Annotated in this window: 25 protein-coding genes; 19 read left to right on the top strand and 6 right to left on the bottom strand. The window is 42.3% G+C overall.

Annotated features, from left to right (window positions below; all coding sequences use genetic code 11):
• Positions 1-12: 12 nt before the first annotated feature.
• The 16 genes from AB3G73_RS22795 (at position 13) to miaA (ending at position 15,880) form a co-directional block, all read left to right on the top strand.
• Complete coding sequence (locus AB3G73_RS22795; RefSeq protein WP_217721564.1) at positions 13-1,005, top strand: PhoH family protein; 993 nt, start codon at positions 13-15, stop codon at positions 1,003-1,005.
• Between the two features lie 86 nt (positions 1,006-1,091).
• On the top strand, positions 1,092-2,036 hold the full coding sequence (locus tag AB3G73_RS22790) for a phosphoribosylaminoimidazolesuccinocarboxamide synthase (RefSeq protein ID WP_074560066.1): 945 nt from the start codon (positions 1,092-1,094) through the stop codon (positions 2,034-2,036).
• A 162-nt stretch (positions 2,037-2,198) separates the two neighbouring features.
• On the top strand, positions 2,199-2,936 hold the full coding sequence (gene ubiE / locus AB3G73_RS22785) for a bifunctional demethylmenaquinone methyltransferase/2-methoxy-6-polyprenyl-1,4-benzoquinol methylase UbiE (RefSeq protein ID WP_148364314.1): 738 nt from the start codon (positions 2,199-2,201) through the stop codon (positions 2,934-2,936).
• Between the two features lie 42 nt (positions 2,937-2,978).
• Positions 2,979-3,725: a shikimate dehydrogenase gene (locus AB3G73_RS22780; protein WP_004304542.1), complete on the top strand. Its 747-nt coding sequence runs from the start codon at positions 2,979-2,981 to the stop codon at positions 3,723-3,725.
• Between the two features lie 18 nt (positions 3,726-3,743).
• Positions 3,744-4,694 (top strand): alpha/beta hydrolase, encoded by a 951-nt coding sequence (locus AB3G73_RS22775; protein WP_074560070.1) that lies wholly within the window; start codon positions 3,744-3,746, stop codon positions 4,692-4,694.
• A 72-nt stretch (positions 4,695-4,766) separates the two neighbouring features.
• Complete coding sequence (locus tag AB3G73_RS22770) at positions 4,767-5,684, top strand: YgcG family protein (RefSeq protein WP_148364313.1); 918 nt, start codon at positions 4,767-4,769, stop codon at positions 5,682-5,684.
• A 47-nt stretch (positions 5,685-5,731) separates the two neighbouring features.
• Positions 5,732-6,313, top strand: a complete 582-nt coding sequence (locus tag AB3G73_RS22765) for a LemA family protein (RefSeq protein ID WP_004304537.1) — start codon at positions 5,732-5,734, stop codon at positions 6,311-6,313.
• A 210-nt stretch (positions 6,314-6,523) separates the two neighbouring features.
• Positions 6,524-7,690 (top strand): AIR synthase-related protein, encoded by a 1,167-nt coding sequence (locus AB3G73_RS22760; protein ID WP_004320904.1) that lies wholly within the window; start codon positions 6,524-6,526, stop codon positions 7,688-7,690.
• A gap of 3 nt (positions 7,691-7,693) precedes the next feature.
• Positions 7,694-8,806 (top strand): peptide chain release factor 1, encoded by a 1,113-nt coding sequence (prfA, locus tag AB3G73_RS22755; RefSeq protein ID WP_074560074.1) that lies wholly within the window; start codon positions 7,694-7,696, stop codon positions 8,804-8,806.
• A 76-nt stretch (positions 8,807-8,882) separates the two neighbouring features.
• The gene (gene pyrF / locus AB3G73_RS22750; protein ID WP_074560076.1) at positions 8,883-9,707 is read left to right on the top strand and encodes an orotidine-5'-phosphate decarboxylase; all 825 of its coding nucleotides are present in this window, start codon (positions 8,883-8,885) and stop codon (positions 9,705-9,707) included.
• Positions 9,708-9,737: 30 nt separating this feature from the next.
• Entirely contained in the window at positions 9,738-10,967 is a 1,230-nt protein-coding gene (locus tag AB3G73_RS22745) for an HD domain-containing protein (protein ID WP_148364311.1), read from the top strand.
• Positions 10,968-11,049: 82 nt separating this feature from the next.
• Entirely contained in the window at positions 11,050-12,090 is a 1,041-nt protein-coding gene (gene lpxD / locus AB3G73_RS22740) for a UDP-3-O-(3-hydroxymyristoyl)glucosamine N-acyltransferase (RefSeq protein ID WP_074706692.1), read from the top strand.
• 3 nt (positions 12,091-12,093) lie between these two features.
• Entirely contained in the window at positions 12,094-13,479 is a 1,386-nt protein-coding gene (locus tag AB3G73_RS22735) for a bifunctional UDP-3-O-[3-hydroxymyristoyl] N-acetylglucosamine deacetylase/3-hydroxyacyl-ACP dehydratase (RefSeq protein ID WP_148364309.1), read from the top strand.
• A 19-nt stretch (positions 13,480-13,498) separates the two neighbouring features.
• Positions 13,499-14,266, top strand: coding sequence for an acyl-ACP--UDP-N-acetylglucosamine O-acyltransferase (lpxA, locus tag AB3G73_RS22730; protein ID WP_148364308.1), 768 nt, complete (start codon positions 13,499-13,501; stop codon positions 14,264-14,266).
• 21 nt (positions 14,267-14,287) lie between these two features.
• Positions 14,288-14,842 carry a plasmid pRiA4b ORF-3 family protein gene (locus tag AB3G73_RS22725; RefSeq protein ID WP_148364307.1) on the top strand — a complete coding sequence of 185 codons (555 nt, stop codon included), beginning with the start codon at positions 14,288-14,290 and terminating at the stop codon, positions 14,840-14,842.
• Positions 14,843-14,977: 135 nt separating this feature from the next.
• Positions 14,978-15,880, top strand: coding sequence for a tRNA (adenosine(37)-N6)-dimethylallyltransferase MiaA (gene miaA, locus AB3G73_RS22720; protein WP_004304526.1), 903 nt, complete (start codon positions 14,978-14,980; stop codon positions 15,878-15,880).
• A 6-nt stretch (positions 15,881-15,886) separates the two neighbouring features.
• Here the strand turns inward: miaA and AB3G73_RS22715 are convergent, their stop codons facing one another.
• The 3 genes from AB3G73_RS22715 to AB3G73_RS22705 form a co-directional block, all read right to left on the bottom strand.
• Positions 15,887-18,004: a TonB family protein gene (locus AB3G73_RS22715; protein ID WP_367745657.1), complete on the bottom strand. Its 2,118-nt coding sequence runs from the start codon at positions 18,002-18,004 to the stop codon at positions 15,887-15,889.
• A gap of 23 nt (positions 18,005-18,027) precedes the next feature.
• The gene (locus AB3G73_RS22710; RefSeq protein WP_367745656.1) at positions 18,028-18,396 is read right to left on the bottom strand and encodes a BlaI/MecI/CopY family transcriptional regulator; all 369 of its coding nucleotides are present in this window, start codon (positions 18,394-18,396) and stop codon (positions 18,028-18,030) included.
• A gap of 139 nt (positions 18,397-18,535) precedes the next feature.
• Positions 18,536-18,838: a hypothetical protein gene (locus tag AB3G73_RS22705; protein ID WP_004304524.1), complete on the bottom strand. Its 303-nt coding sequence runs from the start codon at positions 18,836-18,838 to the stop codon at positions 18,536-18,538.
• 154 nt (positions 18,839-18,992) lie between these two features.
• On the opposite strand from AB3G73_RS22705, the gene AB3G73_RS22700 reads away from it, so the two are divergent.
• From AB3G73_RS22700 to AB3G73_RS22690, 3 genes are all read left to right on the top strand, one after another.
• Entirely contained in the window at positions 18,993-21,203 is a 2,211-nt protein-coding gene (locus tag AB3G73_RS22700; protein ID WP_195648484.1) for a S9 family peptidase, read from the top strand.
• Entirely contained in the window at positions 21,203-22,051 is an 849-nt protein-coding gene (gene lipA / locus AB3G73_RS22695) for a lipoyl synthase (RefSeq protein ID WP_259022294.1), read from the top strand. The genes AB3G73_RS22700 and lipA overlap by 1 nt, the downstream gene beginning before the upstream one ends.
• 63 nt (positions 22,052-22,114) lie before the next feature.
• Positions 22,115-23,233, top strand: coding sequence for a hypothetical protein (locus tag AB3G73_RS22690; RefSeq protein ID WP_148364303.1), 1,119 nt, complete (start codon positions 22,115-22,117; stop codon positions 23,231-23,233).
• Here the strand turns inward: AB3G73_RS22690 and AB3G73_RS22685 are convergent.
• Genes AB3G73_RS22685 through AB3G73_RS22675 form a run of 3 tightly spaced genes read right to left on the bottom strand, consistent with a single transcriptional unit; the run spans position 23,199 to position 25,829 of the window.
• Positions 23,199-23,903 (bottom strand): SAM-dependent methyltransferase, encoded by a 705-nt coding sequence (locus AB3G73_RS22685; protein ID WP_148364302.1) that lies wholly within the window; start codon positions 23,901-23,903, stop codon positions 23,199-23,201. The genes AB3G73_RS22690 and AB3G73_RS22685 overlap by 35 nt on opposite strands.
• A 54-nt stretch (positions 23,904-23,957) precedes the next feature.
• Positions 23,958-24,965, bottom strand: coding sequence for a gliding motility lipoprotein GldB (locus AB3G73_RS22680; protein WP_148364301.1), 1,008 nt, complete (start codon positions 24,963-24,965; stop codon positions 23,958-23,960).
• 6 nt (positions 24,966-24,971) lie between these two features.
• A complete protein-coding gene (locus tag AB3G73_RS22675) occupies positions 24,972-25,829 on the bottom strand; it encodes an enoyl-ACP reductase (protein ID WP_004304518.1) in 858 nt (285 codons plus the stop codon).
• Positions 25,830-25,897: the final 68 nt, after the last annotated feature.

Here is a 25,897-nt window from a genome sequence, read left to right as displayed (position 1 = left end):
TAATACAATTGAATGATAGAGAAACTGATTGTTCTTGAGGATATTGATCCGGTTATTTTTTACGGCGTAAACAACGCCAACATACAGTTAATTAAAGCTTTATATCCAAAGCTACGCATAGTTGCCCGAGGTAATGTCATCAAAGTGCTGGGCGATGAGGAAGAAATGTGTGCCTTCGAAGAAAATATCACCAAACTTGAAAAGTACTGCGCCCAATATAATTCACTGAAAGAAGAAGTTATCATTGACATTATAAAAGGAAATGCGCCGCAAACGGAACAGACAGGAAACGTGATTGTGTTCAGCGTCACGGGAAAACCTATCATCCCCCGAAGCGAAAACCAGTTGAAACTGGTAGAAGGATTCGCCAAGAATGATATGGTATTCGCCATCGGTCCGGCAGGTTCGGGAAAGACATACACCGCTATCGCTCTCGCCGTACGTGCATTGAAGAATAAAGAAATCAAAAAAATCATCCTTAGCCGCCCCGCCGTAGAAGCCGGAGAAAAGCTCGGTTTCCTGCCCGGCGACATGAAAGATAAGATCGACCCATACCTGCAACCTTTATACGATGCCCTGCAAGATATGATACCTGCTGCCAAGTTAAAGGAATACATGGAATTGAACATTATCCAGATTGCCCCGTTAGCCTTTATGCGCGGACGCACGCTGAATGATGCAGTCGTGATTCTTGACGAAGCGCAGAATACTACCGCACAGCAAATCAAAATGTTCCTCACCCGCATGGGTATGAACACCAAAATGATTGTGACGGGAGACATGACACAGATTGACCTTCCCGCTTCACAAACGTCAGGATTGGTGCAAGCTCTCCGCATCTTGAAGGGAGTGAAAGGTATCAGTTTTGTTGAACTGAATAAAAAGGATATCGTACGCCATAAACTGGTGGAACGTATCGTGGATGCTTACGAAAAATTCGACAAAGAAACGAAAGCCGAACGTAATGGTTCACCACAGAGGACACAGAGTACACAGAGGATTTAATCCTGATATTTCAATAAACTCTCTGTGTACTCCGTGTCCTCTGTGGTGAAATTAAAGAAAGAAGCATAATTTTAATATATATCATTATGAATGCATTAACAAAAACAGATTTCAACTTTCCGGGACAGAAAAGCGTGTACCACGGAAAAGTGCGCGATGTATACAACATCAACGGCGAAAAACTCGTCATGGTAGCAACCGACCGTATTTCGGCCTTTGACGTAGTACTTCCTGAAGGTATTCCTTACAAAGGACAAATGCTGAACCAGATTGCAGCTAAATTCCTCGATGCCACTACTGACATCTGTCCGAACTGGAAAATAGCTACTCCGGACCCAATGGTAACGGTAGGTGTATTGTGTGAAGGTTTTCCGGTAGAAATGATTGTACGCGGTTACCTGTGTGGTAGCGCATGGCGTACTTACAAAAGCGGTGTACGCGAAATTTGTGGCGTGAAGTTGCCGGACGGAATGCGCGAAAACCAGAAATTCCCGGAACCCATCATTACTCCGACTACGAAAGCTGAAATGGGATTGCACGACGAAGACATCTCTAAGGAGGAAATCCTGAAACAAGGACTGGCTACTCCGGAAGAGTATGAAATTCTCGAAAAATATACATTAGCCCTTTTCAAACGTGGTACTGAAATCGCAGCAGAGCGCGGACTGATCCTCGTAGATACAAAATACGAATTCGGTAAGCACAACGGTACTATCTACCTGATGGACGAAATCCACACTCCGGATTCAAGCCGCTATTTCTACTCTGAAGGTTATCAGGAACGTTTCGAAAAAGGCGAACCGCAGAAACAACTTTCTAAAGAATTCGTTCGTGAATGGTTGATGGAAAACGGTTTTCAGGGCAAAGACGGTCAGAAAGTACCGGAAATGACTCCGGCTATCGTACAAAGCATCAGTGACCGTTACATCGAATTGTTCGAAAACATCACCGGTGAGAAATTTGTGAAAGAAGATACTAGCAATATCGCTGAACGTATATTCAAAAACGTCGAAACTTTTTTGAATAGCTGATTAGCGATAAATGACAGATAATAAATGATAGTTGATAGATGATAAATGATAGTTAATATGCAGCTTATCGCATATAACTATTGACTCTGTCATCTTACAACTATCATTTATCAACTATCTTCTTCAACTATCAACTATCATTTATCAACTATCAACTAAAAAATGGATTACCCGCAACAACATATCAAGCCTTACGACGAAGAAGGGAAAAAGACCGAGCAAGTGGAACGTATGTTCGACAACATCGCACATGCCTACGACAAGTTGAACCATACCTTATCTTTAGGTATCGACCGCAGCTGGCGCAGAAAAGCTATTGCCTGGTTACGCCCTTTCCAACCGCAGCGCATGATGGATGTAGCGACCGGCACAGGGGATTTTGCTATCCTCGCCTGCCGCAAACTGCAACCTGCCGAACTGATCGGCACGGACATCTCGGAAGGTATGATGAATGTGGGACGTGAAAAAGTAAAAAAGGAAGGACTGTCGGATAAAATATCTTTTGCCCGAGAGGACTGTACTTCACTCTCTTTTGCCGACAATAATTTTGACGCTATCACTGTAGCTTTCGGTATCCGCAACTTCGAAGATCTCGACAAAGGGCTCTCCGAAATGTGCCGCGTACTGAAACCGGGCGGCCATCTTGTAATTCTGGAACTAACCACTCCGGACCGTTTCCCGATGAAACAACTGTTTTCCATCTACTCTAAAGTCGTCATTCCATTATTGGGCAAGCTTCTCTCCAAAGACAACAGTGCCTACCACTATCTGCCGGACACGATCAAAGTATTTCCTCAAGGGGAAGTTATGAAAGGAGTCATCGCACGAGCCGGATTTAGCGAAGTCAACTTCAAACGGCTGACTTTTGGCATTTGCACTCTTTATACCGCGACAAAATAGCACCAAATCATTATGAATGATTAATTTAATCCTGATTGCATTATGGAAAAATATGGTTTAATCGGCTACCCTCTGCGACATTCATTTTCTATCGGATACTTTAATGAGAAATTCAAATCCGAAGGTATCAATGCAGAGTATGTGAATTTCGAAATTCCCAGCATTAATAACTTCATGGAAGTCATCGAAGAGAATCCCAATTTATGCGGGCTTAATGTGACTATCCCCTACAAAGAACAAGTGATTCCTTTTTTGGATGAACTCGACCGTGATACCGCAAAGATAGGTGCAGTGAATGTCATTAAAATCATCCGCCAGCAGAAAGGAAAAGTCAAACTGGTTGGCTACAACTCCGACATCATCGGATTCACTCAATCCATTCAGCCTTTATTGCAGCCTCACCACCAAAAAGCTTTGATTCTGGGTACCGGCGGAGCTTCCAAAGCCGTCTACCATGGGCTGAAAAACTTGGGTATTGAAAGTATATTCGTATCACGAACCCACAAAGCCGATGATATGCTGACTTATGAGGAACTGACTCCCGAAATCATGGCAGAATACACAATCATCGTCAACTGTACTCCCGTAGGAATGTTTCCCAAGGTAGATTTCTGTCCTAATATTCCTTATGAGCTACTGACTCCAAACCATTTGCTCTACGATTTGTTATATAATCCTAATGTTACGCTGTTCATGAAAAAAGGAGAAGCACAAGGGGCTGTCGTTAAAAACGGTCTGGAAATGTTGCTGCTCCAGGCATTTGCCGCATGGGAGATATGGCATAAATAAGGATTAGAAAGAATTTTTATGAGGAGAAAAGTTGTATATAGCATCATTATTATCATGCTGGCATTGACCGGCTGCACCATCGGAGGAAGTTTTTATATGTTAAACTTTTCATTGACTCCGAATGCCAAGATTTTGTCTAAAGATGCCGACTCTTATCCCTTCATGTATAGAGACTACCCTTTCCTACGTCCATGGGTGGACAGCCTGAAACAAGTGGACGCACTGAAAGACACTTTCATCATCAATCCGCATGGAATACAACTTCATGCGTATTATGTTGCTGCTCCCCAGCCCACCAGTAAGACAGCAGTCATTGTACATGGATATACAGATAATGCTATCCGTATGTTTATGATTGGTTATCTATATAATCGAGATTTAGGATATAACATATTACTTCCCGACCTGCAACATCAGGGAGAAAGTGAAGGTCCGGCCATCCAGATGGGATGGAAAGACCGTTGGGACGTATTGCAATGGATGAACATTGCCAATGAAATTTTCGGAGACAGTACGCAAATGGTTGTACACGGCATTTCAATGGGAGGTGCGACAACCATGATGGTGTCCGGTGAGAAACAGAAGCCATTTGTTAAATGCTTTGTTGAGGATTGCGGCTACACCAGCGTATGGGACGAATTCTCACATGAACTTAAAGCCAGTTTCCACCTTCCTCCTTTTCCACTAATGTATACCACAAGCTGGCTCTGCGAAAAGAAATATGGATGGAATTTCAAAGAGGCATCCTCACTGAAACAAGTAGCTAAGTCACAACTTCCGATGCTGTTTATTCACGGGGATAAAGATACGTATGTACCGACCTGGATGGTATATTCGCTCTACGAAGCCAAACCGGAACCCAAAGAACTATGGATTGTGCCGGGAGCGGCTCATGCTGTTTCATACAAAGAGAATAAACAGGAGTACACCGACCGAGTCCGTGCATTCGTCGGGCGATACATTCATTAAACCTATTATAACAACGAGTTGTAGATTCATAACAGAAAAAGTTTCTATATTTGCATACATAAAATATTCGTTATGAAATCAATATTGACTTTTATACTAGCAACTATTCTTCTGTTCCCACTACAAGCTCAAGAGAAAGTATACACGGTGGACAACCTCCCGAAAGTTCACCTGCAAAACAAAATGCAATATGTTTGCAACCCGGCCGGCATACTTTCACAGGCAGCTTGTGACAGTATAGACTCCATGCTTTATGCCTTGGAACAACAAACAGGAATTGAAACGGTAGTTGCCGTAGTTCCTTCAATCGGAGAAGAAGATTGTTTCAATTTCTGCCACCAGCTACTCAACCAATGGGGTGTTGGGAAGAAAGGCAAAAATAATGGATTGGTCATTTTGTTGGTCACAGATCAACGTTGTATCCAGTTTTATACCGGTTATGGACTGGAAGGAGTGCTCCCCGATGCGATCTGCAAAAGGATTCAAACCAAATATATGATTCCTTACCTGAAAGACGGAAATTGGAATGCAGGAATGGTGGCTGGTCTTAAAGCAACTTGCCAGCGTCTTGACGGTTCCATGGAAAACGATGCCCTCTCCGATTCGAACGACGGTGGCTCCTTTGATTTTGTTCTTGCCATCCTTTGCTTTATTGTCATCGGTGGAGGTCTTGCTTTCTTTTCTGCACGCAGGCAAAGCCGTTGCCCGAAATGCGGTAAACACCAATTGCAGAGAACAGGAAGTGCAATCGTATCCCGGATTAACGGAGTGAAAACTGAAGATGTCACCTATACATGTAGAAACTGCGGACATACCATCATACGTCGTCAACAAAGTTATGATAGCGACTACCATCACCGGGGAGGTGGCGGAGGCGGTCCATTTATCGGCGGCTTTGGCGGAGGTAGTTTAGGAGGCGGAGGCGGTTTCGGTGGAGGCAGCTTCGGCGGAGGAATGGGAGGCGGTGGTGGTGCCGGCTCACGTTTCTAAAGAAAATAAGAAAAAACAGATTATCAAATTCAATAAAAACAAGAAACATGAAGAAGTCAATTATTATCATCTTAGCCGTTGTGGCTATCCTTGTCATATGGGCAGTAAGTGTATATAACGGTCTGGTAACTATGGACGAGAATGTAAGTGGTCAATGGGCAAATGTAGAAACTCAATACCAACGCCGTGCCGACTTGATTCCTAATTTGGTAAATACCGTGAAAGGATATGCAACACATGAAAAGGAAACATTAGAGGGAGTTGTTGCCGCACGTAGCCAGGCAACTCAAATTAAAGTGGACGCCGCCGATCTGACACCGGAAAAGCTGGCGCAATATCAAAAGGCGCAAGGTGCTGTAACATCAGCACTGGGCAAGTTATTAGCTATTACCGAGAATTATCCCGACTTAAAAGCTAATCAAAACTTCCTGGAATTACAGGCTCAACTGGAAGGAACTGAAAACCGTATCAATGTAGCACGCAAAAATTTCAATGATGCTGCACAGGCTTATAACACCAATATCCGCCGTTTCCCTAAGAATATCTTTGCAGGAATGTTCGGCTTTGATAAGAAAGCATATTTTGAAGCAGAAGAAGGAAGCGAGAAGGCTCCGAAAGTAGAATTCTAAAAAAGATCAGATAAAGCCCTTACATATTAAGAGTTAAAATCACAGTTCTCATTACTATGATTTTAACTCTTAATTTTCTATTATTATTCTCCTTTTCAAGAGAATATTCTAAAGTAAAATAGTTAATGATTAACATTTGCCAGTACCTAGTTGGCTGTACCAAAAAAAAGCAGTACTTTTGCAGCCGTATACAATATAATTCTATAACTCATGAGTAATCAACGATACATGATGCGTGGAGTAAGCGCATCAAAAGAAGATGTGCACAACGCCATCAAGAACATCGACAAAGGAATCTTTCCGAAAGCATTCTGTAAAATTATTCCCGATATATTGGGAGGTGACCCGGAATATTGCAACATTATGCACGCCGATGGTGCCGGAACCAAATCATCTCTTGCTTATATGTACTGGAAAGAAACGGGTGATTTGTCCGTTTGGAAAGGTATCGCACAGGATGCATTGATTATGAATATCGACGACCTGCTTTGTGTAGGTGCCGTAGACAATATTCTTGTCTCTTCTACCATTGGACGTAATAAACTGTTGATTCCCGGAGAAGTAATTTCCGCCATCATCAATGGAACAGATGAATTGCTGGCCGAACTCCGTGAAATGGGGGTAGGTGTATACGCAACCGGTGGTGAAACAGCTGATGTCGGCGACTTGGTTCGTACAATCATCGTTGACTCTACCGTAACTTGTCGCATGAAACGTTCAGACGTTATCGACAATGCCAATATTCGTCCGGGTGACGTGATCGTCGGTCTGGCTTCTTACGGACAAGCTACTTACGAAAAAGAATACAATGGCGGTATGGGCAGCAATGGTTTGACAAGTGCCCGTCACGATGTATTCGGAAAATATCTTGCTGAAAAATATCCGGAAAGCTACGATGCTGCCGTTCCCGAAGAATTAGTTTACTCCGGCAAGTTAAAACTGACAGACAGTGTAGAAGATTCTCCGATTGATGCAGGTAAGTTGGTGCTCTCCCCTACTCGTACATACGCACCGGTAGTGAAGAAATTACTCGATGCACTGCGCCCGGAAATCCATGGAATGGTACACTGTTCCGGTGGTGCACAAACCAAAGTTTTACACTTTGTTGAAAATGTTCGTGTAGTAAAAGATAATCTTTTCCCCGTTCCTCCTTTATTCAAAACTATTCAAGAACAAAGCGGTACGGACTGGGCAGAAATGTACAAGGTATTCAATATGGGACATCGCCTCGAAGTCTACTTGTCACCGGAACATGCAGAAGAAGTAATTGCTATTTCCGAGTCATTCGGTATCCCGGCACAGATTGTAGGACGTGTTGAAGCATGTGAGCAAACAGAATTAATCATTAAGAGCGAATTCGGAGAATTTAGATACTAAAGAATGGCAGATAACAGTACCATATTAGAAAAATTAGACGGACTCGTAGCCCGTTTTGAAGAAATATCTACCCTTATCACAGACCCGGCAGTGATTGCCGATCAGAAACGTTACGTCAAGTTGACTAAAGAATATAAGGAATTAGACGACTTGATGAAAGCAAGGAAAGAATATATCCAATTACTGGGTAATATTGAAGAAGCTAAAAATATCCTTGCTAATGAATCGGACACCGAAATGCGCGAGATGGCAAAAGAAGAAATGGACAATAGTCAAGAGCGCCTTCCGGTATTGGAAGAAGAAATCAAACTGATGCTTGTCCCTGCCGATCCGCAAGACAGCAAGAACGCAATTCTTGAAATCCGTGGTGGTGCAGGAGGTGATGAAGCAGCGATCTTTGCCGGTGACCTCTTTCGTATGTATGCCAAATTCTGTGAAACCAAAGGTTGGAAGATGGAAGTCTCCAATGCAAACGAAGGGACAGCAGGAGGATTCAAAGAAGTTGTTTGTAGCGTCACGGGCGATAATGTATACGGAATCTTAAAATATGAATCGGGAGTACACCGCGTACAGCGTGTTCCTGCTACCGAAACACAAGGACGTGTTCATACTTCTGCCGCATCAGTGGCGGTACTTCCCGAAGCTGAAGAATTCGATGTAGTCATCAACGAAGGAGAAATCAAATGGGATACTTTCCGAAGTGGTGGTGCCGGTGGACAGAATGTAAATAAGGTAGAATCCGGAGTACGTCTGCGTTATATCTGGAAGAACCCGAATACAGGTATTGCCGAAGAAATACTCATTGAATGTACCGAAACACGTGACCAACCGAAAAATAAGGAACGTGCTTTGGCCCGTCTCCGTACGTTTATCTATGACAAGGAACATCAGAAATACATCGATGACATTGCCTCCAAACGTAAAACAATGGTATCGACCGGAGACCGTTCTGCTAAAATCCGCACCTACAACTATCCGCAGGGACGAATCACCGACCATCGCATCAATTACACGATTTATAATCTTGCTGCATTCATGGACGGGGATATTCAAGACTGCATCGACCACCTGATCGTAGCAGAAAACGCGGAACGCTTGAAAGAAAGCGAGCTTTAGAAAAATGAAGAGTTGATCGTTGAGAATGATTTCTTAGAAATAGTCAATAGTAAATTGTATAATAGTAAATAACAAGATGGATAAGCAACAATTATTTGAAAACATAAAGCGCAAAAAATCATTCCTCTGTGTAGGACTTGATACTGACATCAAGAAAATCCCGGAGCATCTGTTGAAAGAAGAAGATCCGATCTTTGCATTCAACAAAGCCATCATCGACGCGACAGCAGATTTGTGCATCGCCTATAAACCCAATCTGGCTTTCTATGAAAGCATGGGCGTAAAAGGATGGATCGCATTTGAAAAGACAGTAAAATACATCAAAGATAACTATCCGGATCAATTCATCATCGCTGACGCAAAGCGTGGTGACATCGGAAATACTTCTGCCATGTACGCCCGCACCTTCTTTGAAGAGCTTAATATCGACTCTGTAACGGTAGCTCCTTATATGGGCGAAGACAGTGTTACTCCGTTCCTTACCTATGAAGGTAAATGGGTGATCCTGTTGGCATTGACTTCCAACAAAGGTTCGCATGACTTCCAACTAACAGAAGATGTAAACGGCGAACGTCTGTTCGAGAAAGTATTACGTAAATCACAAGAATGGGCTAGTGACGACCGCATGATGTATGTGGTAGGTGCCACTCAAGGACGCGCTTTCGAAGATATTCGTAAAATTGTTCCGAACCATTTCCTTCTCGTACCAGGTGTAGGAGCACAAGGCGGCTCGCTCGAAGAAGTTTGTAAATACGGAATGAACAGTACATGCGGAATCATTGTTAATTCCTCACGTGGTATCATCTACGTAGATAAAACAGAGAAGTTTGCAGAAGCTGCCCGCACCGCCGCACAAGAAGTACAGGCGCAAATGGCTGAACAACTCAAAGCAATTCTCTGAAAAGAGAAAAAGGATCTCTAAAGAAAACGAATGCCTTACGAAAGAAAGATAATTAACGACCCCGTATTCGGGTTCATCAATATTCCAAAGGGGTTACTGTACGATATAGTACGGCATCCCCTTTTGCAGCGTCTTACCCGCATCAAGCAGGTAGGATTATCATCTGTTGTATACCCCGGTGCACAACATACCCGCTTCCAACACTCTTTAGGTGCTTTTTACTTGATGAGTGAAGCTATCAGCCAACTGGCTTCTAAAGGTAATTTCATCTTTGACAGTGAAGCGGAAGCTGTACAGGCCGCCATCCTGTTACATGATATAGGACATGGGCCTTTCTCACATGTACTGGAAGATACTATAGTAAAAGGGGTCTCCCACGAAGAGATTTCCCTCATGCTGATGGAACGGATGAACAAAGAGATGAGTGGTCAGCTTAGTCTTGCCATTCAAATCTTCAAAGACGAATATCCAAAACGCTTTCTCCATCAACTTGTAAGCGGTCAGCTGGATATGGACAGATTGGATTATCTTCGCCGCGACAGCTTTTACACAGGTGTGACAGAAGGAAATATCGGTTCCGCACGGATTATAAAAATGCTTGATGTAGCGGACGACCGCCTGGTTGTCGAATCCAAAGGAATCTACTCTATCGAGAATTTCCTTACGGCACGTCGCCTGATGTACTGGCAAGTATATCTGCATAAGACGTCCGTCGCATACGAAAAAATGCTTATCAGTACCCTATTACGTGCTAAAGAACTGGCATCACAAGGAGTGGAACTGTTCGCATCACCCGCATTGCGTTTTTTCCTTTACAATGATATCAATCCTACGGAGTTCTATAACAATCCCGACTGTCTGGAGAATTTTATTCAACTGGACGACAATGATATATGGACAGCCTTGAAAGTCTGGAGTACTCATGCAGACAAGGTACTTTCTACTTTAAGCATGGGAATGATAAACCGAAATATCTTTAAAGTAGAAATTTCATCGGAACCGATTAGTGAGGACAGAAAAAAAGAATTAACTTTGCACATCAGCCAACAATTAGGTATAACCCTTTCCGAAGCGAACTATTTTGTCTCTACCCCCAGCATCGAAAAGAATATGTATGACCCGGCAGATGACAGTATTGACATTATCTACAAAGACGGCACTATCAAAAATATTGCCGAAGCATCGGACATGCTGAACATCTCATTATTGTCCAAAAAGGTAAAGAAATACTATCTCTGCTATCAGAGATTACACAGATAAGTATAAAATATTCATGCAATAACACGGAAATCTGAAAAAAAAATCCGTTATTTGTGAACTAATTAAATTTTAAATTAAAGACATGGAGTTCTCGGCTAAGCAAATTGCAGCATTTATCCAAGGGGAAATCATTGGAGACGAAAACGCTACGGTACACACATTCGCTAAAATTGAAGAGGGAATGCCCGGAGCAATTTCTTTCCTGTCAAATCCCAAATATACACCTTACATCTACGAGACACAATCAAGCATTGTCCTGGTTAACAAGGACTTCACTCCCGAGCACGAAATAAAAGCTACTCTGATTAAGGTAGACAATGCATATGAAAGTCTGGCTAAATTGCTCAATCTTTATGAAATGAGCAAACCTAAGAAACAAGGTATAGATTCATTAGCTTTCGTTGCACCCAGCGCCAAAATTGGTGAGAACGTATACATCGGTGCATTTGCCTATATCGGTGAAAATACCGTGATCGGAGATAATACCCAAATTTATCCACACACTTTTGTTGGAGACGGCGTGAAGATAGGCAACAGTTGCTTGCTTTACTCCAATGTAAATGTTTATCATGATTGCCGCATAGGTAACGAATGTATCCTGCACTCGGGTGCAGTGATCGGAGCTGACGGATTTGGCTTTGCTCCCACTCCGAACGGATACGATAAGATTCCGCAAATCGGAATTGTCATTCTGGAAGATAAAGTAGATATAGGTGCTAATACTTGTGTAGACCGTGCTACAATGGGAGCTACGGTAGTGCATAGTGGTGTCAAATTAGACAATCTGATACAAATAGCACATAATGATGAAATAGGTTCGCATACCGTAATGGCTGCACAAGCCGGAATTGCCGGTTCTACCAAAATTGGTGAATGGTGTATGATCGGAGGCCAGGTAGGTATTGCAGGACATTCCAAGATAGGAGACAAAGTTGGTTTAGGCGCACAGTCAGGTGTACCCGGAGACATCAAATCCGGTAGTCAACTTATCGGAACTCCTCCCATGGAACTGAAGCAATACTTTAAAGCATCCGTCGCACAAAGAAGCTTGCCGGATATGCAGAAAGAATTGCGTAATCTGCGCAAAGAAATAGAAGAATTAAAACAACTATTAAATAAGTAACCAATGCTGAAACAAAAAACGCTGAAAGATAGCTTTTCACTGAGCGGGAAAGGTCTTCACACTGGACTTGATCTCACTGTAACATTTAATCCTGCTCCGGACAATCACGGATATAAGATCCAGCGCATTGACGTAGAAGGACAACCAACTATCGATGCAGTAGCCGACAATGTGACAGAAACCACTCGTGGTACTGTATTGTCGAAGAATGGAGTCAAAGTAAGCACCGTTGAACATGGTATGGCAGCCCTCTACGCACTGGGCATTGATAACTGCCTCATCCAGGTTAACGGACCGGAATTTCCTATTTTAGATGGTAGTGCACAATATTATGTACAAGAAATAGAACGTGTAGGAACCGTAGAACAAAATGCCGTCAAAGACTTTTATATTATCAAGTCTAAAATTGAGTTCCGGGATGAAACGACAGGCTCTTCTATCATTGTACTTCCTGACGAGAATTTCAGTCTGAATGTACTGGTTTCTTACGATTCAACCATTATTCCGAATCAGTTTGCTACACTCGAAGATATGCATAATTTCAAAGACGAAGTGGCTGCGAGCCGTACTTTCGTCTTTGTTCGCGAAATAGAACCGCTGCTTTCCGCCGGATTGATTAAAGGGGGTGACCTGGACAATGCAATCGTAATCTACGAGCGTAAGATGTCACAGGAAAGTTTCGACAAGTTGGCAGATGTGATGGGAGTACCTCACATGGACGCTGAACAATTAGGCTATATCAACCACAAGCCGTTGGTTTGGCCCAATGAATGTGCCCGCCACAAGTTGTTGGATGTGATCGGTGACCTTGCTTTAATTGGTAAACCGATTAAAGGTCGTATCATTGCTACCCGTCCCGGACATACTATCAATAATAAGTTTGCACGCCAGATGCGGAAAGAAATCCGTTTGCACGAGATACAGGCGCCAAGTTACGACTGTAGTCGTGAGCCGGTAATGGATGTAAACCGTATCCGCGAATTATTGCCGCACCGCTATCCTTTCCAACTGGTTGACAAAGTGATTGAGATTGGTGCTAACTACATTGTAGGTATCAAAAATATCACGGCTAACGAACCTTTCTTTCAGGGACATTTCCCACAAGAACCTGTGATGCCGGGAGTACTTCAAGTAGAAGCAATGGCACAAGTCGGTGGTTTACTTGTCTTGAATTCAGTAGACGAACCCGAACGTTATTCTACCTATTTCATGAAAATAGATGGAGTGAAATTTCGCCAGAAAGTAGTGCCGGGAGATACTATTATCTTCCGTGTAGAAATGCTGGCACCTATCCGCCGCGGCATTTCTACTATGAAAGGATATGCATTTGTTGGCGAGAAAGTTGTTTGCGAAGCAGAGTTCATGGCACAAATAGTGAAAAATAAGTAATAATTGATATATTAAAAGCATGATAAGTCCTTTAGCGTATATTCATCCCGAAGCTAAAATCGGGGAAAATGTAGAAATTGCGCCTTTTGTATTTATAGATAAGAACGTAGTTATCGGCGACAACAATAAAATTATGGCTAACGCCAATATTTTATATGGTTCACGTATTGGTAACGGAAACACTATTTTTCCGGGTGCTGTTATCGGAGCCGTTCCGCAGGACCTTAAGTTTCGCGGTGAAGAATCGACAGCCGAAATCGGGGATAATAATCTGATTCGTGAAAATGTAACAATCAACCGTGGTACAGCAGCTAAAGGGCGCACGATTGTAGGAAATAACAATCTACTGATGGAGGGTGTACACGTAGCACACGACGCATTGGTTGGTAACGGATGTATCATCGGTAACTCTACCAAGATGGCAGGTGAAATCATCATTGATGATAATGCGATTGTCAGTGCTAATGTATTGATGCACCAATTCTGTCATGTAGGGAGTCATGTAATGATTCAGGGCGGCTGCCGCTTCAGTAAAGATATTCCTCCTTACATCATCGCAGGACGTGAACCGATTGCTTTCAGTGGAATCAATATCATCGGTCTGCGCCGTCGTGGTTTTGCCAATGAAGTGATCGAAAGTATTCACAATGCATATCGTATCATTTATCAAAGTGGTTTGAACACGACAGAAGCATTGAAGAAAATAGAAGATGAATTTGAAAAAAGTCCGGAAATTGACTATATTATTGATTTCATCCGTAATTCAGAACGTGGTATCATTAAATAAACAGTTCAAAATAGTCATATTATGATATACAGATTTACTATCATATCTGATGAAGTTGACGATTTTGTCAGAGAAATACAAATTGATCCGGAAGCTACTTTTTATGACTTCCATGAAGCAATACTGAAATCAGTAGGGTACACAAACGACCAGATGACTTCTTTCTTTATCTGCGATGACGATTGGGAAAAAGGAAAAGAAGTAACCTTGGAAGAAATGGACGACAATCCGGAAATGGATAGCTGGGTAATGAAAGACACCGTTATCAGTGAACTGGTGGAAGATGAAAAACAGAAACTGCTATATGTATTCGATTACATAACAGAACGTTGTTTCTTCATCGAACTATCCGAAATTATCACCGGAAAAGATATGAATGGCGCCAAATGTACCAAGAAATCAGGAGATGCCCCTAAACAAACGGTAGATTTTGAAGAAATGGCTGCTGCCAGCGGTTCTCTTGATCTGGATGAAAACTTCTATGGTGACCAAGATTTCGACATGGAAGACTTCGATCAGGAAGGATTCGACATAGGTGGCGACGCAAGTACTCCATACGAAGAAGAAAAATTTTAAGTATTAAGTATCAAGTATTAGGTATTAATTGCTATGCAGCGCCAAGCAGTTAATACCTAATATTTTTTAGTTCCCCACACATCTTAATACTTAATACTTAATACTTGATACATAATACTTAATACTTAAAGCCCAATGCCTACTCTCATTGTTCTAATAGGTCCTACAGGTGTAGGGAAAACGGAATTGAGCCTGCGCTTAGCAGAAACTTTTCAGACAAGTATTGTATCTGCCGACTCGAGACAGCTTTATGCCGAATTAAAAATAGGCACGGCAGCTCCTACTCCCGATCAACTTAAACGTGTCCCTCATCAATTGGTCGGTACGCTCCACCTTACAGACTATTACAGTGCCGCCCAGTATGAAATAGAAGCGTTGGAAATTCTGGAAAAATTATTTACACAACATGAAGTTGTGATTCTCACAGGTGGCTCAATGATGTATGTAGACGCTATCTGTAAAGGTATCGACGATATTCCTACCGTTGATGCGGAAACCCGTCAACTCATGCTACAGAAATATGAGGAGGAAGGACTTGAACAACTCTGTGCAGAACTTCGCCTGCTAGATCCGGAATATTATCGGATAGTGGATCTGAAGAATCCCAAACGTGTAATTCATGCATTGGAAATTTGCTATATGACCGGACGCACTTATACTTCTTTTCGCACCCAACAAAAAAAGCAACGTCCTTTCCGTATTCTAAAAATCGGTCTGACTCGCGACCGGGAAGAGTTGTATGACCGTATTAACCGTCGGGTAGATCAGATGATGGAGGAAGGATTACTGGAAGAAGTACGCTCGGTACTTCCCTATCGCCACCTCAATTCGCTCAACACAGTAGGTTATAAAGAACTGTTCAAGTATCTGGATGGAGAATGGGAACTCCCCTTTGCCATAGATAAAATCAAGCAAAACTCCCGTATTTATTCGCGTAAACAGATGACTTGGTTCAAAAGAGATGAAGAAATACAATGGTTCCATCCGGAACAAGAAACGGAGATACTAGCGTACCTCCGTCAACAAATCAATGCATGATTTCTTCTATTTCTTGTTCTGACGAGTCTGATATTCCTCATCCGTCAACATTTCTACAATAATTACCCCATTCTTTCCTTTATCGCCATAAACGGCCTGTGCTGATTTATCTTTCAGCACAGAAATACTCTTTATATGGTCCGGTACGAGCTTGGATAAGGCATCTTTATCCATAGCTTCTTTCCCGTCAATTATGACCAAAGGCTGTTCACCTTTTATCCCATATATAGATACACCATTAACACCCTTAGTTCCGGAACTTACATTTAGCGCACTGCCTGAAAGTTCAGGGAACAGTTTAACGACCTCCTGCTCCATCCGTATATTCATCGTAGAAGTTACAGGAGCTTTTACAGGCTTATATCCGATAAACGAGAACCACAGATTGCCGTCTTTTATTGCTTTTAGACTAAAATGTCCATTTATATCCGTTATCGTACCATGATTTGTATTAGGTACAATAATACTTACCCCAGCTTTTGGACGTCCCTCTTCGTCAACAACAGTTCCACTGACAGGGAAATCGGGTATAGCATCCGCATTAGTTGCTTTCTTAGAAAAACTGATTTCTATATTGTGTTTTTTATCCTTACTGCCTCTTTGAGTATTCACAAGTATCACCCCGTTTGCTCCACGTTTACCGTACACTTTTATTGAAGCAGAGTCTTTCAACACAGATAGACTTTCGATTGTTGACGGGTCTAACTTTTCCATAGCTTCCATGCTAATCTCCTTGCCATCAGACAAAATCAAAGGCGGTTTATTCTCTGCAAATCTGAAACTTCCGAATCTTACAGGGATAGTATATTTCACCGGCACAGGTCTGCCACGTTGCTTTCCGGGAATCCAATCCGGCATTTCACTGACAATTCTTTCTGCTTCCCGATTCAATGCCTCCTCATCCGACTGAAGTACATGTACATCCTTTATCTTCCCTGTTTCAGCTACCGTAAAACCAACCATCACTCTGCCACCTGCTTTACCTTTCATAGGAGAATTGGTTATTTTATCCATCAGATACTTTTGCAATGCATTCATACCACCAGGATATTCCGGCATCTGCTCCACAACTTCAAAGACGATAATTTCTTCTTCCGCTTTAGACTTCACTCCAGACACCACTACGGCATCTTTCTTCTCATCTTTTGATACTTTCACTGTATCTTGCAGCACCTTTTCTTGCACAATTTCCGCCAAATCATTAACTTTGACAGCAGAAATCTCTTCCATTTTTTCAGAGATTTCAGGACGGGCAAAAGCAGTTACTGCAATAGCTGCCAACGGAAGTACATACAAATACTTCAACCGTGCCCACGGATTCGATTTTTCTTTTAACATCATAGTGATACGTTTTTTAAGTTTACTGTGATTAAAGCTGTTGGCCATAGAGTAGAGCCTTGTGCCAACAGCTTTTTTTATTAATAATAGTTGATATTCCTTCGCGTTTACACCCTCATTGATTACAGTCTCATCCGCTTCGTACTCATGAATATTCTGCAACTCCTGTTTCAACAACCACGCACCAGGGTTGAACCATTGGAAAAAGATGCAAATATCCGCCACCAATAAGTCAACTGAATGACGATGGTGAATATGAGCCATTTCATGAATAAGGATTTCCCTCCCGTTTTCCTTCAGGTCTTTCCGGCTGATGACAATATACTTCATCCAACTGAACGGAGCTATCTCCTGATTGTGCACCACAAGTGTACCCCCCTTTTCCAACTTCTCATGTTTACCGGAATGTATCAACCGAAAGAGACAAATCAAAGAATAGATATTGCGACAGGCAAGAAACAGAATACCCGCCAAATAAACCAGCAGAACCACCTGTACCCAAGATATAGCCGACGTCTCCTGCACTACATCAGCATCAACAGGGGTAGCTTCCAACTCTGCCATCAGTAGCAACTGCTCGATGGAAAGCATAGCCTGTTGCACCTCAACCTGATGCCGGGTAGTTACTTCGATACAAGGAATGAGTAATGAAAAGAACAACACTCCCAATAAAGCCATTCGATTGAAACGATGAAAAGTTTCCTTGCTAAGTAATAACCTGAAAAACAGGTAAAACAAAACAAGACAAACTGACGATTTTAATATATAGATGAAGAAAACTCCCATAGCATAGATTTTCGTTAAAAAGATTAGTGTTTCTTATCAGCCTGTTCCACTTCGTGAATGAGGTGTTTCAATTCATCCAACGAAATATCTTCCTCTTTAACCAAAGAAGAAACAGCATTCAGATAAGAATTATTAAAATACTTGCTAATCACATTCCGCAACGTTCCTTTACGAAAATCCTCTTCACTGACTACGGGATAGTATTGATAAGTATTCCCAAAAGTATAGTGAGCTAAAAAACCTTTTTCTTCCAGCCCACGCACAATCGTAGATAATGTATTAAAATGAGGCTTGGGCTCTTCATAGAAAGCCAACATTTCTTTCACAAACAAGGGGCCTTTTTCCCAGAAAAAGCCCATGATTTCTTCTTCTTTTGCTGTTAATCCTTTCATATCTGCAACTTTGTTTGCTGCAAATAACGAAAAGTTTTAGTTCATAAACTAATTTATCTAGTTAAAGTAAACTAAAAGCTATAGTTAAGAAGAAAATCTTACTATTAAATACCTGTGAAACAGAATTTCGACTAATCCTTTAGCCCCACAGTTTATTCACAATAAAGTTGCCGATATAGAATAAGTCGCCCATAAAAACAATACTGAATACCAGAAAAGTGAAACAAGTACTCCATCGGGCTCCTCCATCCTCTTCGCCGCGTTTGATACGGAGCAAGGAACTATGCAAACAATCACCTGCTATGAACAGCACAAACAAACTCGGTATCAAGTCACCCCACGATACCAACCACAGATTATCCCCCTTCCCTAACAGGAATGTCAATGCTACGGCCAATAAGAAGACAGAAGCATATTGCAAATCTTTTCTTTTTGAATTCATAGTGGTAATGTTTAAAGTCCTTTTCACAAAGATATTGAATCTCACCCAATAATCCTTATCAAATCTATATAAAAATCGGTCAGGCTTTGTTGAATCTAAGTTTATTGTTACTTTTGCAAGTACGAATTAAAACCAAAACCGATTATAAAAGCAGATGAAAAAGATCAGCATCACTTTATTACTCTGCCTTCTCTGTCTGACCGGAATGGCACAAGGACAAAAGGCACTCGATTTAAAAGATATCACCTCCGGACGTTTCCGCCCGGAAAATATCCAGGGAGTAATCCCCATGCCTGATGGCGAACACTACACGCAGATGAACGCTGACGGCACGCAAATCATTAAATACTCTTTCAAAACAGGCGAGAAAGTAGAAGTGATTTTCGATGTAAGCACTACACGCGAATGTGACTTCAAGAACTTCGACAGTTACCAGTTCTCGCCCGACGGTCAGAAATTGCTGATTGCTACTAAAACGACACCTATATATAGGCATTCATACACAGCTGTACATTACATTTACCCTTTGAAACGAAATGATAAGGGCGTTACGACAAACAACATTATTGAACGGCTGTCTGACGGTGGACCTCAACAGGTCCCCGTCTTTTCTCCAGACGGTACAATGATTGCTTTTGTCCGCAACAATAACATATTTCTTGTTAAGCTGCTTTATGGCAACAGTGAAAGCCAAATCACGGAGGATGGCAAACAGAACTCTGTAATCAACGGCATCCCCGACTGGGTGTATGAAGAAGAGTTCGGTTTCGACCGTGCTTTGGAATTCAGCGCTGACAATACACTGATCGCTTTCATCCGCTTCGATGAGTCAGAAGTTCCCTCCTATTCTTTTCCGGTATTTGCCGGGCAAGCACCCCACATTGATGCTTTAAAAGATTATCCGGGTGAATATACCTACAAGTATCCGAAAGCCGGATACCCGAATTCGAAAGTAGAAGTACGCACGTATGACATCAAGTCACATGTCACCCGTACGATGAAACTCCCGCTGGATGCAGATGGATACATTCCGCGTATCCGTTTCACAAAGGATGCCAACAAATTGGCTATCATGACATTGAACCGTCATCAAGACCGTTTCGATCTCTACTTTGCCGATCCTCGTTCAACACTTTGCAAACTAATACTCCGTGATGAATCTCCTTATTACATAAAGGAGAATATTTTCGATAACATTCAGTTCTATCCGGAATATTTCAGCCTGCTTAGCGAACGTGACGGTTACAGTCATCTCTATTGGTATAGCATGGGAGGTAACCTGATTAAAAAGGTTACTAATGGTAAGTTCGAAGTGAAAGATTTCCTGGGATATGATGAAGAAGACGGCTCTTTCTATTATACCAGCAACGAAGAGAGTCCTCTGCGCAAGGCTGTCTATAAAACAGACAAGAAAGGCAAAAAGACCAAATTGTCTCAACAGGCAGGAACCAATACACCGCTTTTCAGCAAATCGATGAAGTATTATATGAACAAGTTCTCCAGCCTGGATACTCCTTTGTTAGTTACCTTGAACGATAATTCGGGCAAAACGCTCAAAACGCTTATTACAAATGATGCGTTGAAACAAACATTGTCCGGATATGCAGTACCACAAAAAGAGTTCTTTACTTTCCAGACTACAGATGGCGTGAAGTTGAACGGCTGGATGATGAAACCGGTTAATTTCTCCGCATCCAAAAAATATCCGGTACTGATGTATCAATATAGTGGCCCGGGTTCCCAACAGGTATTGGATACTTGGGGAATCAGCTGGGAGACATACATGGCAAGCCTCGGTTATATCGTGGTATGTGTAGATGGTCGTGGCACTGGAGGCCGTGGAGAAGCTTTTGAGAAATGTACCTATTTGAAAATCGGAGTCAAAGAAGCCAAAGACCAGGTGGAAACAGCGCTTTACCTAGGCAAACAAGCGTATGTGGACAAAAACCGCATCGGTATCTGGGGTTGGAGTTATGGCGGATACATGACTCTTATGAGCATGAGCGAAGGAACTCCCGTATTCAAAGCCGGAGTAGCAGTAGCCGCACCGACCGACTGGCGTTTCTATGATACGATTTATACCGAACGTTTCATGCGCACTCCCAAAGAAAATGCGGAAGGATATAAGGAATCATCAGCCTTCACCCGTGCCGATAAACTTCATGGAAATTTATTGCTGGTACATGGTATGGCAGATGACAATGTTCACTTCCAGAACTGCGCAGAATATGCCGAACAGTTAGTCCAGCTTGGAAAACAATTTGATATGCAAGTGTACACGAATCGTAATCATGGAATATATGGTGGCAATACCCGCCAACACTTGTACACACGGTTAACCAACTTCTTCTTGAACAACTTATAATGACGGATAGAGTACGTAAGCCCGAATGGCTGAAAATTAATATCGGTGCCAACGAACGATACACCGAAACAAAGCGAATTGTCGACTCCCACTGCTTGCACACTATATGCAGCAGTGGGCGTTGCCCTAATATGGGGGAATGCTGGGGAAAAGGAACTGCCACCTTCATGATTGGCGGTGATATCTGCACACGTAGCTGTAAATTTTGTAACACACAGACAGGACGTCCCCATCCGTTAGATGTAAACGAACCGACGCACGTAGCAGAGTCCATCGCACTGATGAAACTGGATCATGCCGTCATCACCTCTGTAGACCGGGATGATTTACCTGATTTGGGAGCAGCACATTGGGCACGTACCATCCGGGAAATAAAACGGTTGAATCCACAGACAACCATTGAAGTACTGATTCCGGATTTTCAAGGCAGAATGGAGTTGGTAGATTTAGTAATTGACGCCCGCCCCGACATCATATCACACAATATGGAAACTGTGCGCCGCATTAGTCCACTAGTGCGCAGTGCAGCAAATTATGATACAAGCTTACAGGTTATCAGGCACATTTCCGAAAAGGGAGTCAAATCTAAAAGCGGCATTATGGTCGGACTGGGTGAAACTCCGGAGGAAGTCGAAACATTGATGGACGATCTGTTAGCAACCGGTTGCCAGATCCTTACCATAGGTCAATACCTGCAACCGAGTCACCGGCATTATCCTGTTGCGGCATACATCACTCCGGTGCAATTCGCGAAATATAAAACAGTTGGTTTAGAGAAAGGGTTCAACATCGTAGAGAGTGCTCCCCTTGTTCGTTCCTCCTACCATGCAGAGAAACATATTCGTTAGAAAACAAAACACATACACTATTTGTTTTATAGATAGAACCGACAAATAAACATAAATATAGAGATGGACCATAAAGGAATACTTTCTTCCGCATTTAACATGTCGCTGGGTTTTATCCCCGTTATTATTTCCATTTTGTTGTGTGAACTTATAACGCAAGACACGGCTATTTACATCGGTACAGGTATAGGTATTATAGGAATATACCTTTCTTATCGACGTAAAGGATTGTTAATTCCTAATTTTATCCTCTATATAGCGACCGGAGTGTTGGCACTATTATCCGTAGCAGCTCTCATTCCCGGTGATTATGTTCCCCCCGGTGCGCTACCACTGACTCTGGAAGTCAGTATTCTCATTCCGATGCTAAGTCTTTATATGCATAAGAAAAGGTTTATCAACCACTTCTTAAAACAGATAGGTTCTTGCAACAAACGTTTATATGCTCAGGGAGCAGAAGCCGCCGTTGTATCTGCCCGCATTGCCCTGATTTTTGGAATACTGCATTTCATTATAATCAGCATCACTGTCATTTTGCAGGACCCACTTAGTAAGACAAGTCTGTTTGTACTCTATAAAGTATTACCTCCTACGGTCTTTCTCATGAGCATCCTGTTCAACCAGATCGCTATCCGTTTCTTCAATCACTTAATGTCTCACACAGAATATGTTCCTATTGTGAATACAAAAGGAGACGTAATCGGGAAGACCCCTGCGATAGAGGCTGTTAATTATAAGAACGCATACATCAATCCGGTGATAAGAATTGCCATATCCACTCACGGAATGCTATTCCTTTGCGACAGATCGTCAACAGCAATTTTGGACAAAGGAAAAGTGGATATTCCCATGGAATGTTATCTCCGTTACGGAGAATCTTTGGAGGCAGGTGCCACTCGTTTGATAAACAATGCTTTCCCGCATGAGAAAGATATCAAACCAGAATTCAACATCGTTTATCACTTTGAAAATGAAGTAACCAACCGTCTTATCTACTTATTCATCGTTGATATCAAGGATGATTCCATCCTTTGTACCCCTCGCTTTAAAAACAGTAAGCTATGGAGTTTCAAACAGATAGAGGAAAACTTGGGAAAAGGCTTCTTCAGTAGCTGTTTCGAAGATGAATATGAACACCTGAAAGGCGTTATTTATATAAGAGAAAAATACAGGGAATCTTAGACAGTTCAGGCACATGTCCCTTCCAGTCCTTCACTGTACGCGTCTGTATATACTCTCCTTCACACGTAATATCGGCAGCAATACAAAGCTTTGTTTGAGGACGGCAGTTTAATAAAATATCTTCTATCATCTTATGATTCCGGTAAGGCGTCTCAATGAAAAGTTGTGTCTGATTTTCAGCATACACACGCTGCTCCAATGTTTTCAGTTTCTTGGCACGTTCCCCCGGTTCAATCGGCAGATAACCATGAAACGCAAAGCTCTGCCCGTTAAAGCCCGAAGCCATCACGGAAAGAATAATCGAAGAGGGTCCGACCAAAGGAACGACCTTCAGTTTTTTACGTTGTGCGATGGCAACCACATCCGCTCCCGGATCAGCTACCGCCGGACAACCGGCTTCGGAGATAACTCCCATTGAAGCTCCGCCTACCAAAGGTTGCAGATAACCGGAAATATCTTCAGGTGAAGTATGTTTGTTCAACGGATAAAATGTCAACGCATCAATATCAATCTCCCGGTCCACCTTTTTCAGGAAACGACGGGCAGAACGAACATCTTCGACTATAAAATACCGGATACCGGAAATAATTTCCTTATTATAGGAAGGCAATACCTTTTCAATCGATGTATCGCCTAAAGTCACGGGCAACAAATAAAGGGCAGTTTCCACTTATTAAATTGAGAATTGAAAATTAAAAATTGAGAAATAAGAAAGAGAAACGATTCAGGAAGCCAGGTAGTTGGATTCACTTAACATTTCGTGGTAATCAGTAAATTCCAGAAGATCTTTCAGCTTCATATCCTTATGCTTTTTCATGTAAGAAGCAATGATTCTTGCTCCCACCCACGTACCTATCAATGCCGGAGCTTGAGCACCCAACATATCAACAGCAGGAGCAGGCTTCATATAATAGCGAATCACCATCGGGTCACGAGCATGCAGATGATCGTTGGTACAGATATAATTCCATATCTCCTTTTCATTATCCTTGCACCAGTCGCTTTCCTCCTTGGAATACCCCATTGCTTCACCTATATCACTATATCCCAATAAGTTCTGCACTACGTAATTGATCTTCCCCGTATGCATCATCAAGTCAATCAGACAAGTACCTTCATGATAGTTCATACCGTAGCGGCTCAAAAGATAAAAAACAAAACAATCCGGCACAATCCGTTCCGGACGCATCGAGCGACACTGATAATCGTAATAGAAACGCTTATAAAGAGGATAATCTTCCCCCATATATTTATCAAGACTGATTCCCAATAAAGAATCCACCAAAATAATAGATTCGTTGAAAGCGGATACTTGCGAATAGATAAACGGCACTTTCGTATCAGGCACTTCCTTTTTCAGTTTCCGAAATCCTTTGCTAAGTCCTTTTTCCACTTCATCCAAATTAGGATATTTTGCTTCTACATCGCTAAGCAAACGAACCAAAGTCGTATCCGAATAGAATTTTTGCAGACGTTGCGAGATGGTATCATCTTTCACCGTGCCGATAGACAATACATCCTCAATCAGGATCTTCGTCGGCATACGGTAGTCCATCGTCAACTTCTGCATGGCAGAAAAGCTGTTGGAGCGAACATATTCACTCAACAGCTTATCATATCTCAGAACAGAAATCTCTTCTTCCTTCTGCTCCATACCCTTTCCTGTGCTTATCCCGCAGGAGGTGAAAAGCATACTCATTAATATAATAAGAAGAGAGATCCGTAGTTTCATAATCTTTTATCCGTAAATGATGTTACCATTTTCGTCCATGTACTCATCGAGTCCTTTTTCGTAAGTAGCCATGGCACGAAGACTCATACCTACGCTGGAGAATCCACCGTCATGGAATAAGTTCTGCATAGTCACCTTACGGGTAAGATCGGAGAACATCACGATGCAATAATCGGCACATTCGTCAGCCGTTGCATTTCCGAGCGGAGACATACGGTTGGAGAAGTCGAACAATTTGTCCATACCCTTCACGCCCGAACCGGCAGTAGTAAATGTAGGCGACTGTGAAATCGTGTTCACACGTACGCTATGTTCGCGTCCGTAAATGTAACCGAAGCTGCGAGCAATAGACTCCAACAAAGCCTTTGCATCTGCCATATCATTATAGCCATAGAAAGTACGCTGTGCGGCTACGTAGCTCAAAGCAACGATAGAACCATAATCAGCAATAGCATTCAGTTTCTTGGCCGACTGAATCATTTTGTGGAATGAAACAGCTGAAATATCCAATGTCTTATCCAACATCCCATAGTCAAGGTCATCGTAAGTACGTTTCTTGCGCACGTTGGGAGACATACCGATAGAGTGGAGTACAAAATCAATTTGTCCACCCAGTATATCCATGGAGGTCTTGAATACATTCTCCAAATCTTCTACGCTAGTGGCGTCTGCCGGAACAACCTGGCAATTTAATTTTTCGGCCAAAGCATCGACTTCTCCCATACGGATAGCCATCGGAGTATTTGATAATGTAATGGTTGCACCTTCTTCTACGGCACGCTCTGCCACTTTCCAGGCAATAGACTGATCGTTCAAAGCACCGAAGATAACACCTCTTTTTCCTTTCAACAAGTTGTAACTCATATCTTTTAATAGTTAAATTTTGTGCAAAGATAGGAACTTTCTGCATAAAAACACGAGAAGTGTGCAAA

The organism is Bacteroides sp. L008, assembly GCF_040812255.1.
Classification (GTDB): domain Bacteria; phylum Bacteroidota; class Bacteroidia; order Bacteroidales; family Bacteroidaceae; genus Bacteroides; species Bacteroides vicugnae.
Note: the sequence above shows the minus strand (reverse complement) of the source record. Positions and strands in the feature narration are given on the sequence as shown.

What these genes read in the sequence shown, in the direction of transcription:
- AB3G73_RS22795 (WP_217721564.1), top strand. Translation starts at nt 13, where the DNA reads ATGATAGAGAAACTGATTGTTCTTGAGGATATTGATCCGGTTATTTTT.
- AB3G73_RS22790 (WP_074560066.1), top strand. Translation starts at nt 1,092, where the DNA reads ATGAATGCATTAACAAAAACAGATTTCAACTTTCCGGGACAGAAAAGC.
- ubiE (WP_148364314.1), top strand. Translation starts at nt 2,199, where the DNA reads ATGGATTACCCGCAACAACATATCAAGCCTTACGACGAAGAAGGGAAA.
- AB3G73_RS22780 (WP_004304542.1), top strand. Translation starts at nt 2,979, where the DNA reads ATGGAAAAATATGGTTTAATCGGCTACCCTCTGCGACATTCATTTTCT.
- AB3G73_RS22775 (WP_074560070.1), top strand. Translation starts at nt 3,744, where the DNA reads ATGAGGAGAAAAGTTGTATATAGCATCATTATTATCATGCTGGCATTG.
- AB3G73_RS22770 (WP_148364313.1), top strand. Translation starts at nt 4,767, where the DNA reads ATGAAATCAATATTGACTTTTATACTAGCAACTATTCTTCTGTTCCCA.
- AB3G73_RS22765 (WP_004304537.1), top strand. Translation starts at nt 5,732, where the DNA reads ATGAAGAAGTCAATTATTATCATCTTAGCCGTTGTGGCTATCCTTGTC.
- AB3G73_RS22760 (WP_004320904.1), top strand. Translation starts at nt 6,524, where the DNA reads ATGAGTAATCAACGATACATGATGCGTGGAGTAAGCGCATCAAAAGAA.
- prfA (WP_074560074.1), top strand. Translation starts at nt 7,694, where the DNA reads ATGGCAGATAACAGTACCATATTAGAAAAATTAGACGGACTCGTAGCC.
- pyrF (WP_074560076.1), top strand. Translation starts at nt 8,883, where the DNA reads ATGGATAAGCAACAATTATTTGAAAACATAAAGCGCAAAAAATCATTC.
- AB3G73_RS22745 (WP_148364311.1), top strand. Translation starts at nt 9,738, where the DNA reads ATGCCTTACGAAAGAAAGATAATTAACGACCCCGTATTCGGGTTCATC.
- lpxD (WP_074706692.1), top strand. Translation starts at nt 11,050, where the DNA reads ATGGAGTTCTCGGCTAAGCAAATTGCAGCATTTATCCAAGGGGAAATC.
- AB3G73_RS22735 (WP_148364309.1), top strand. Translation starts at nt 12,094, where the DNA reads ATGCTGAAACAAAAAACGCTGAAAGATAGCTTTTCACTGAGCGGGAAA.
- lpxA (WP_148364308.1), top strand. Translation starts at nt 13,499, where the DNA reads ATGATAAGTCCTTTAGCGTATATTCATCCCGAAGCTAAAATCGGGGAA.
- AB3G73_RS22725 (WP_148364307.1), top strand. Translation starts at nt 14,288, where the DNA reads ATGATATACAGATTTACTATCATATCTGATGAAGTTGACGATTTTGTC.
- miaA (WP_004304526.1), top strand. Translation starts at nt 14,978, where the DNA reads ATGCCTACTCTCATTGTTCTAATAGGTCCTACAGGTGTAGGGAAAACG.
- AB3G73_RS22715 (WP_367745657.1), bottom strand. Translation starts at nt 18,004, where the DNA reads ATGGGAGTTTTCTTCATCTATATATTAAAATCGTCAGTTTGTCTTGTT.
- AB3G73_RS22710 (WP_367745656.1), bottom strand. Translation starts at nt 18,396, where the DNA reads ATGAAAGGATTAACAGCAAAAGAAGAAGAAATCATGGGCTTTTTCTGG.
- AB3G73_RS22705 (WP_004304524.1), bottom strand. Translation starts at nt 18,838, where the DNA reads ATGAATTCAAAAAGAAAAGATTTGCAATATGCTTCTGTCTTCTTATTG.
- AB3G73_RS22700 (WP_195648484.1), top strand. Translation starts at nt 18,993, where the DNA reads ATGAAAAAGATCAGCATCACTTTATTACTCTGCCTTCTCTGTCTGACC.
- lipA (WP_259022294.1), top strand. Translation starts at nt 21,203, where the DNA reads ATGACGGATAGAGTACGTAAGCCCGAATGGCTGAAAATTAATATCGGT.
- AB3G73_RS22690 (WP_148364303.1), top strand. Translation starts at nt 22,115, where the DNA reads ATGGACCATAAAGGAATACTTTCTTCCGCATTTAACATGTCGCTGGGT.
- AB3G73_RS22680 (WP_148364301.1), bottom strand. Translation starts at nt 24,965, where the DNA reads ATGAAACTACGGATCTCTCTTCTTATTATATTAATGAGTATGCTTTTC.
- AB3G73_RS22675 (WP_004304518.1), bottom strand. Translation starts at nt 25,829, where the DNA reads ATGAGTTACAACTTGTTGAAAGGAAAAAGAGGTGTTATCTTCGGTGCT.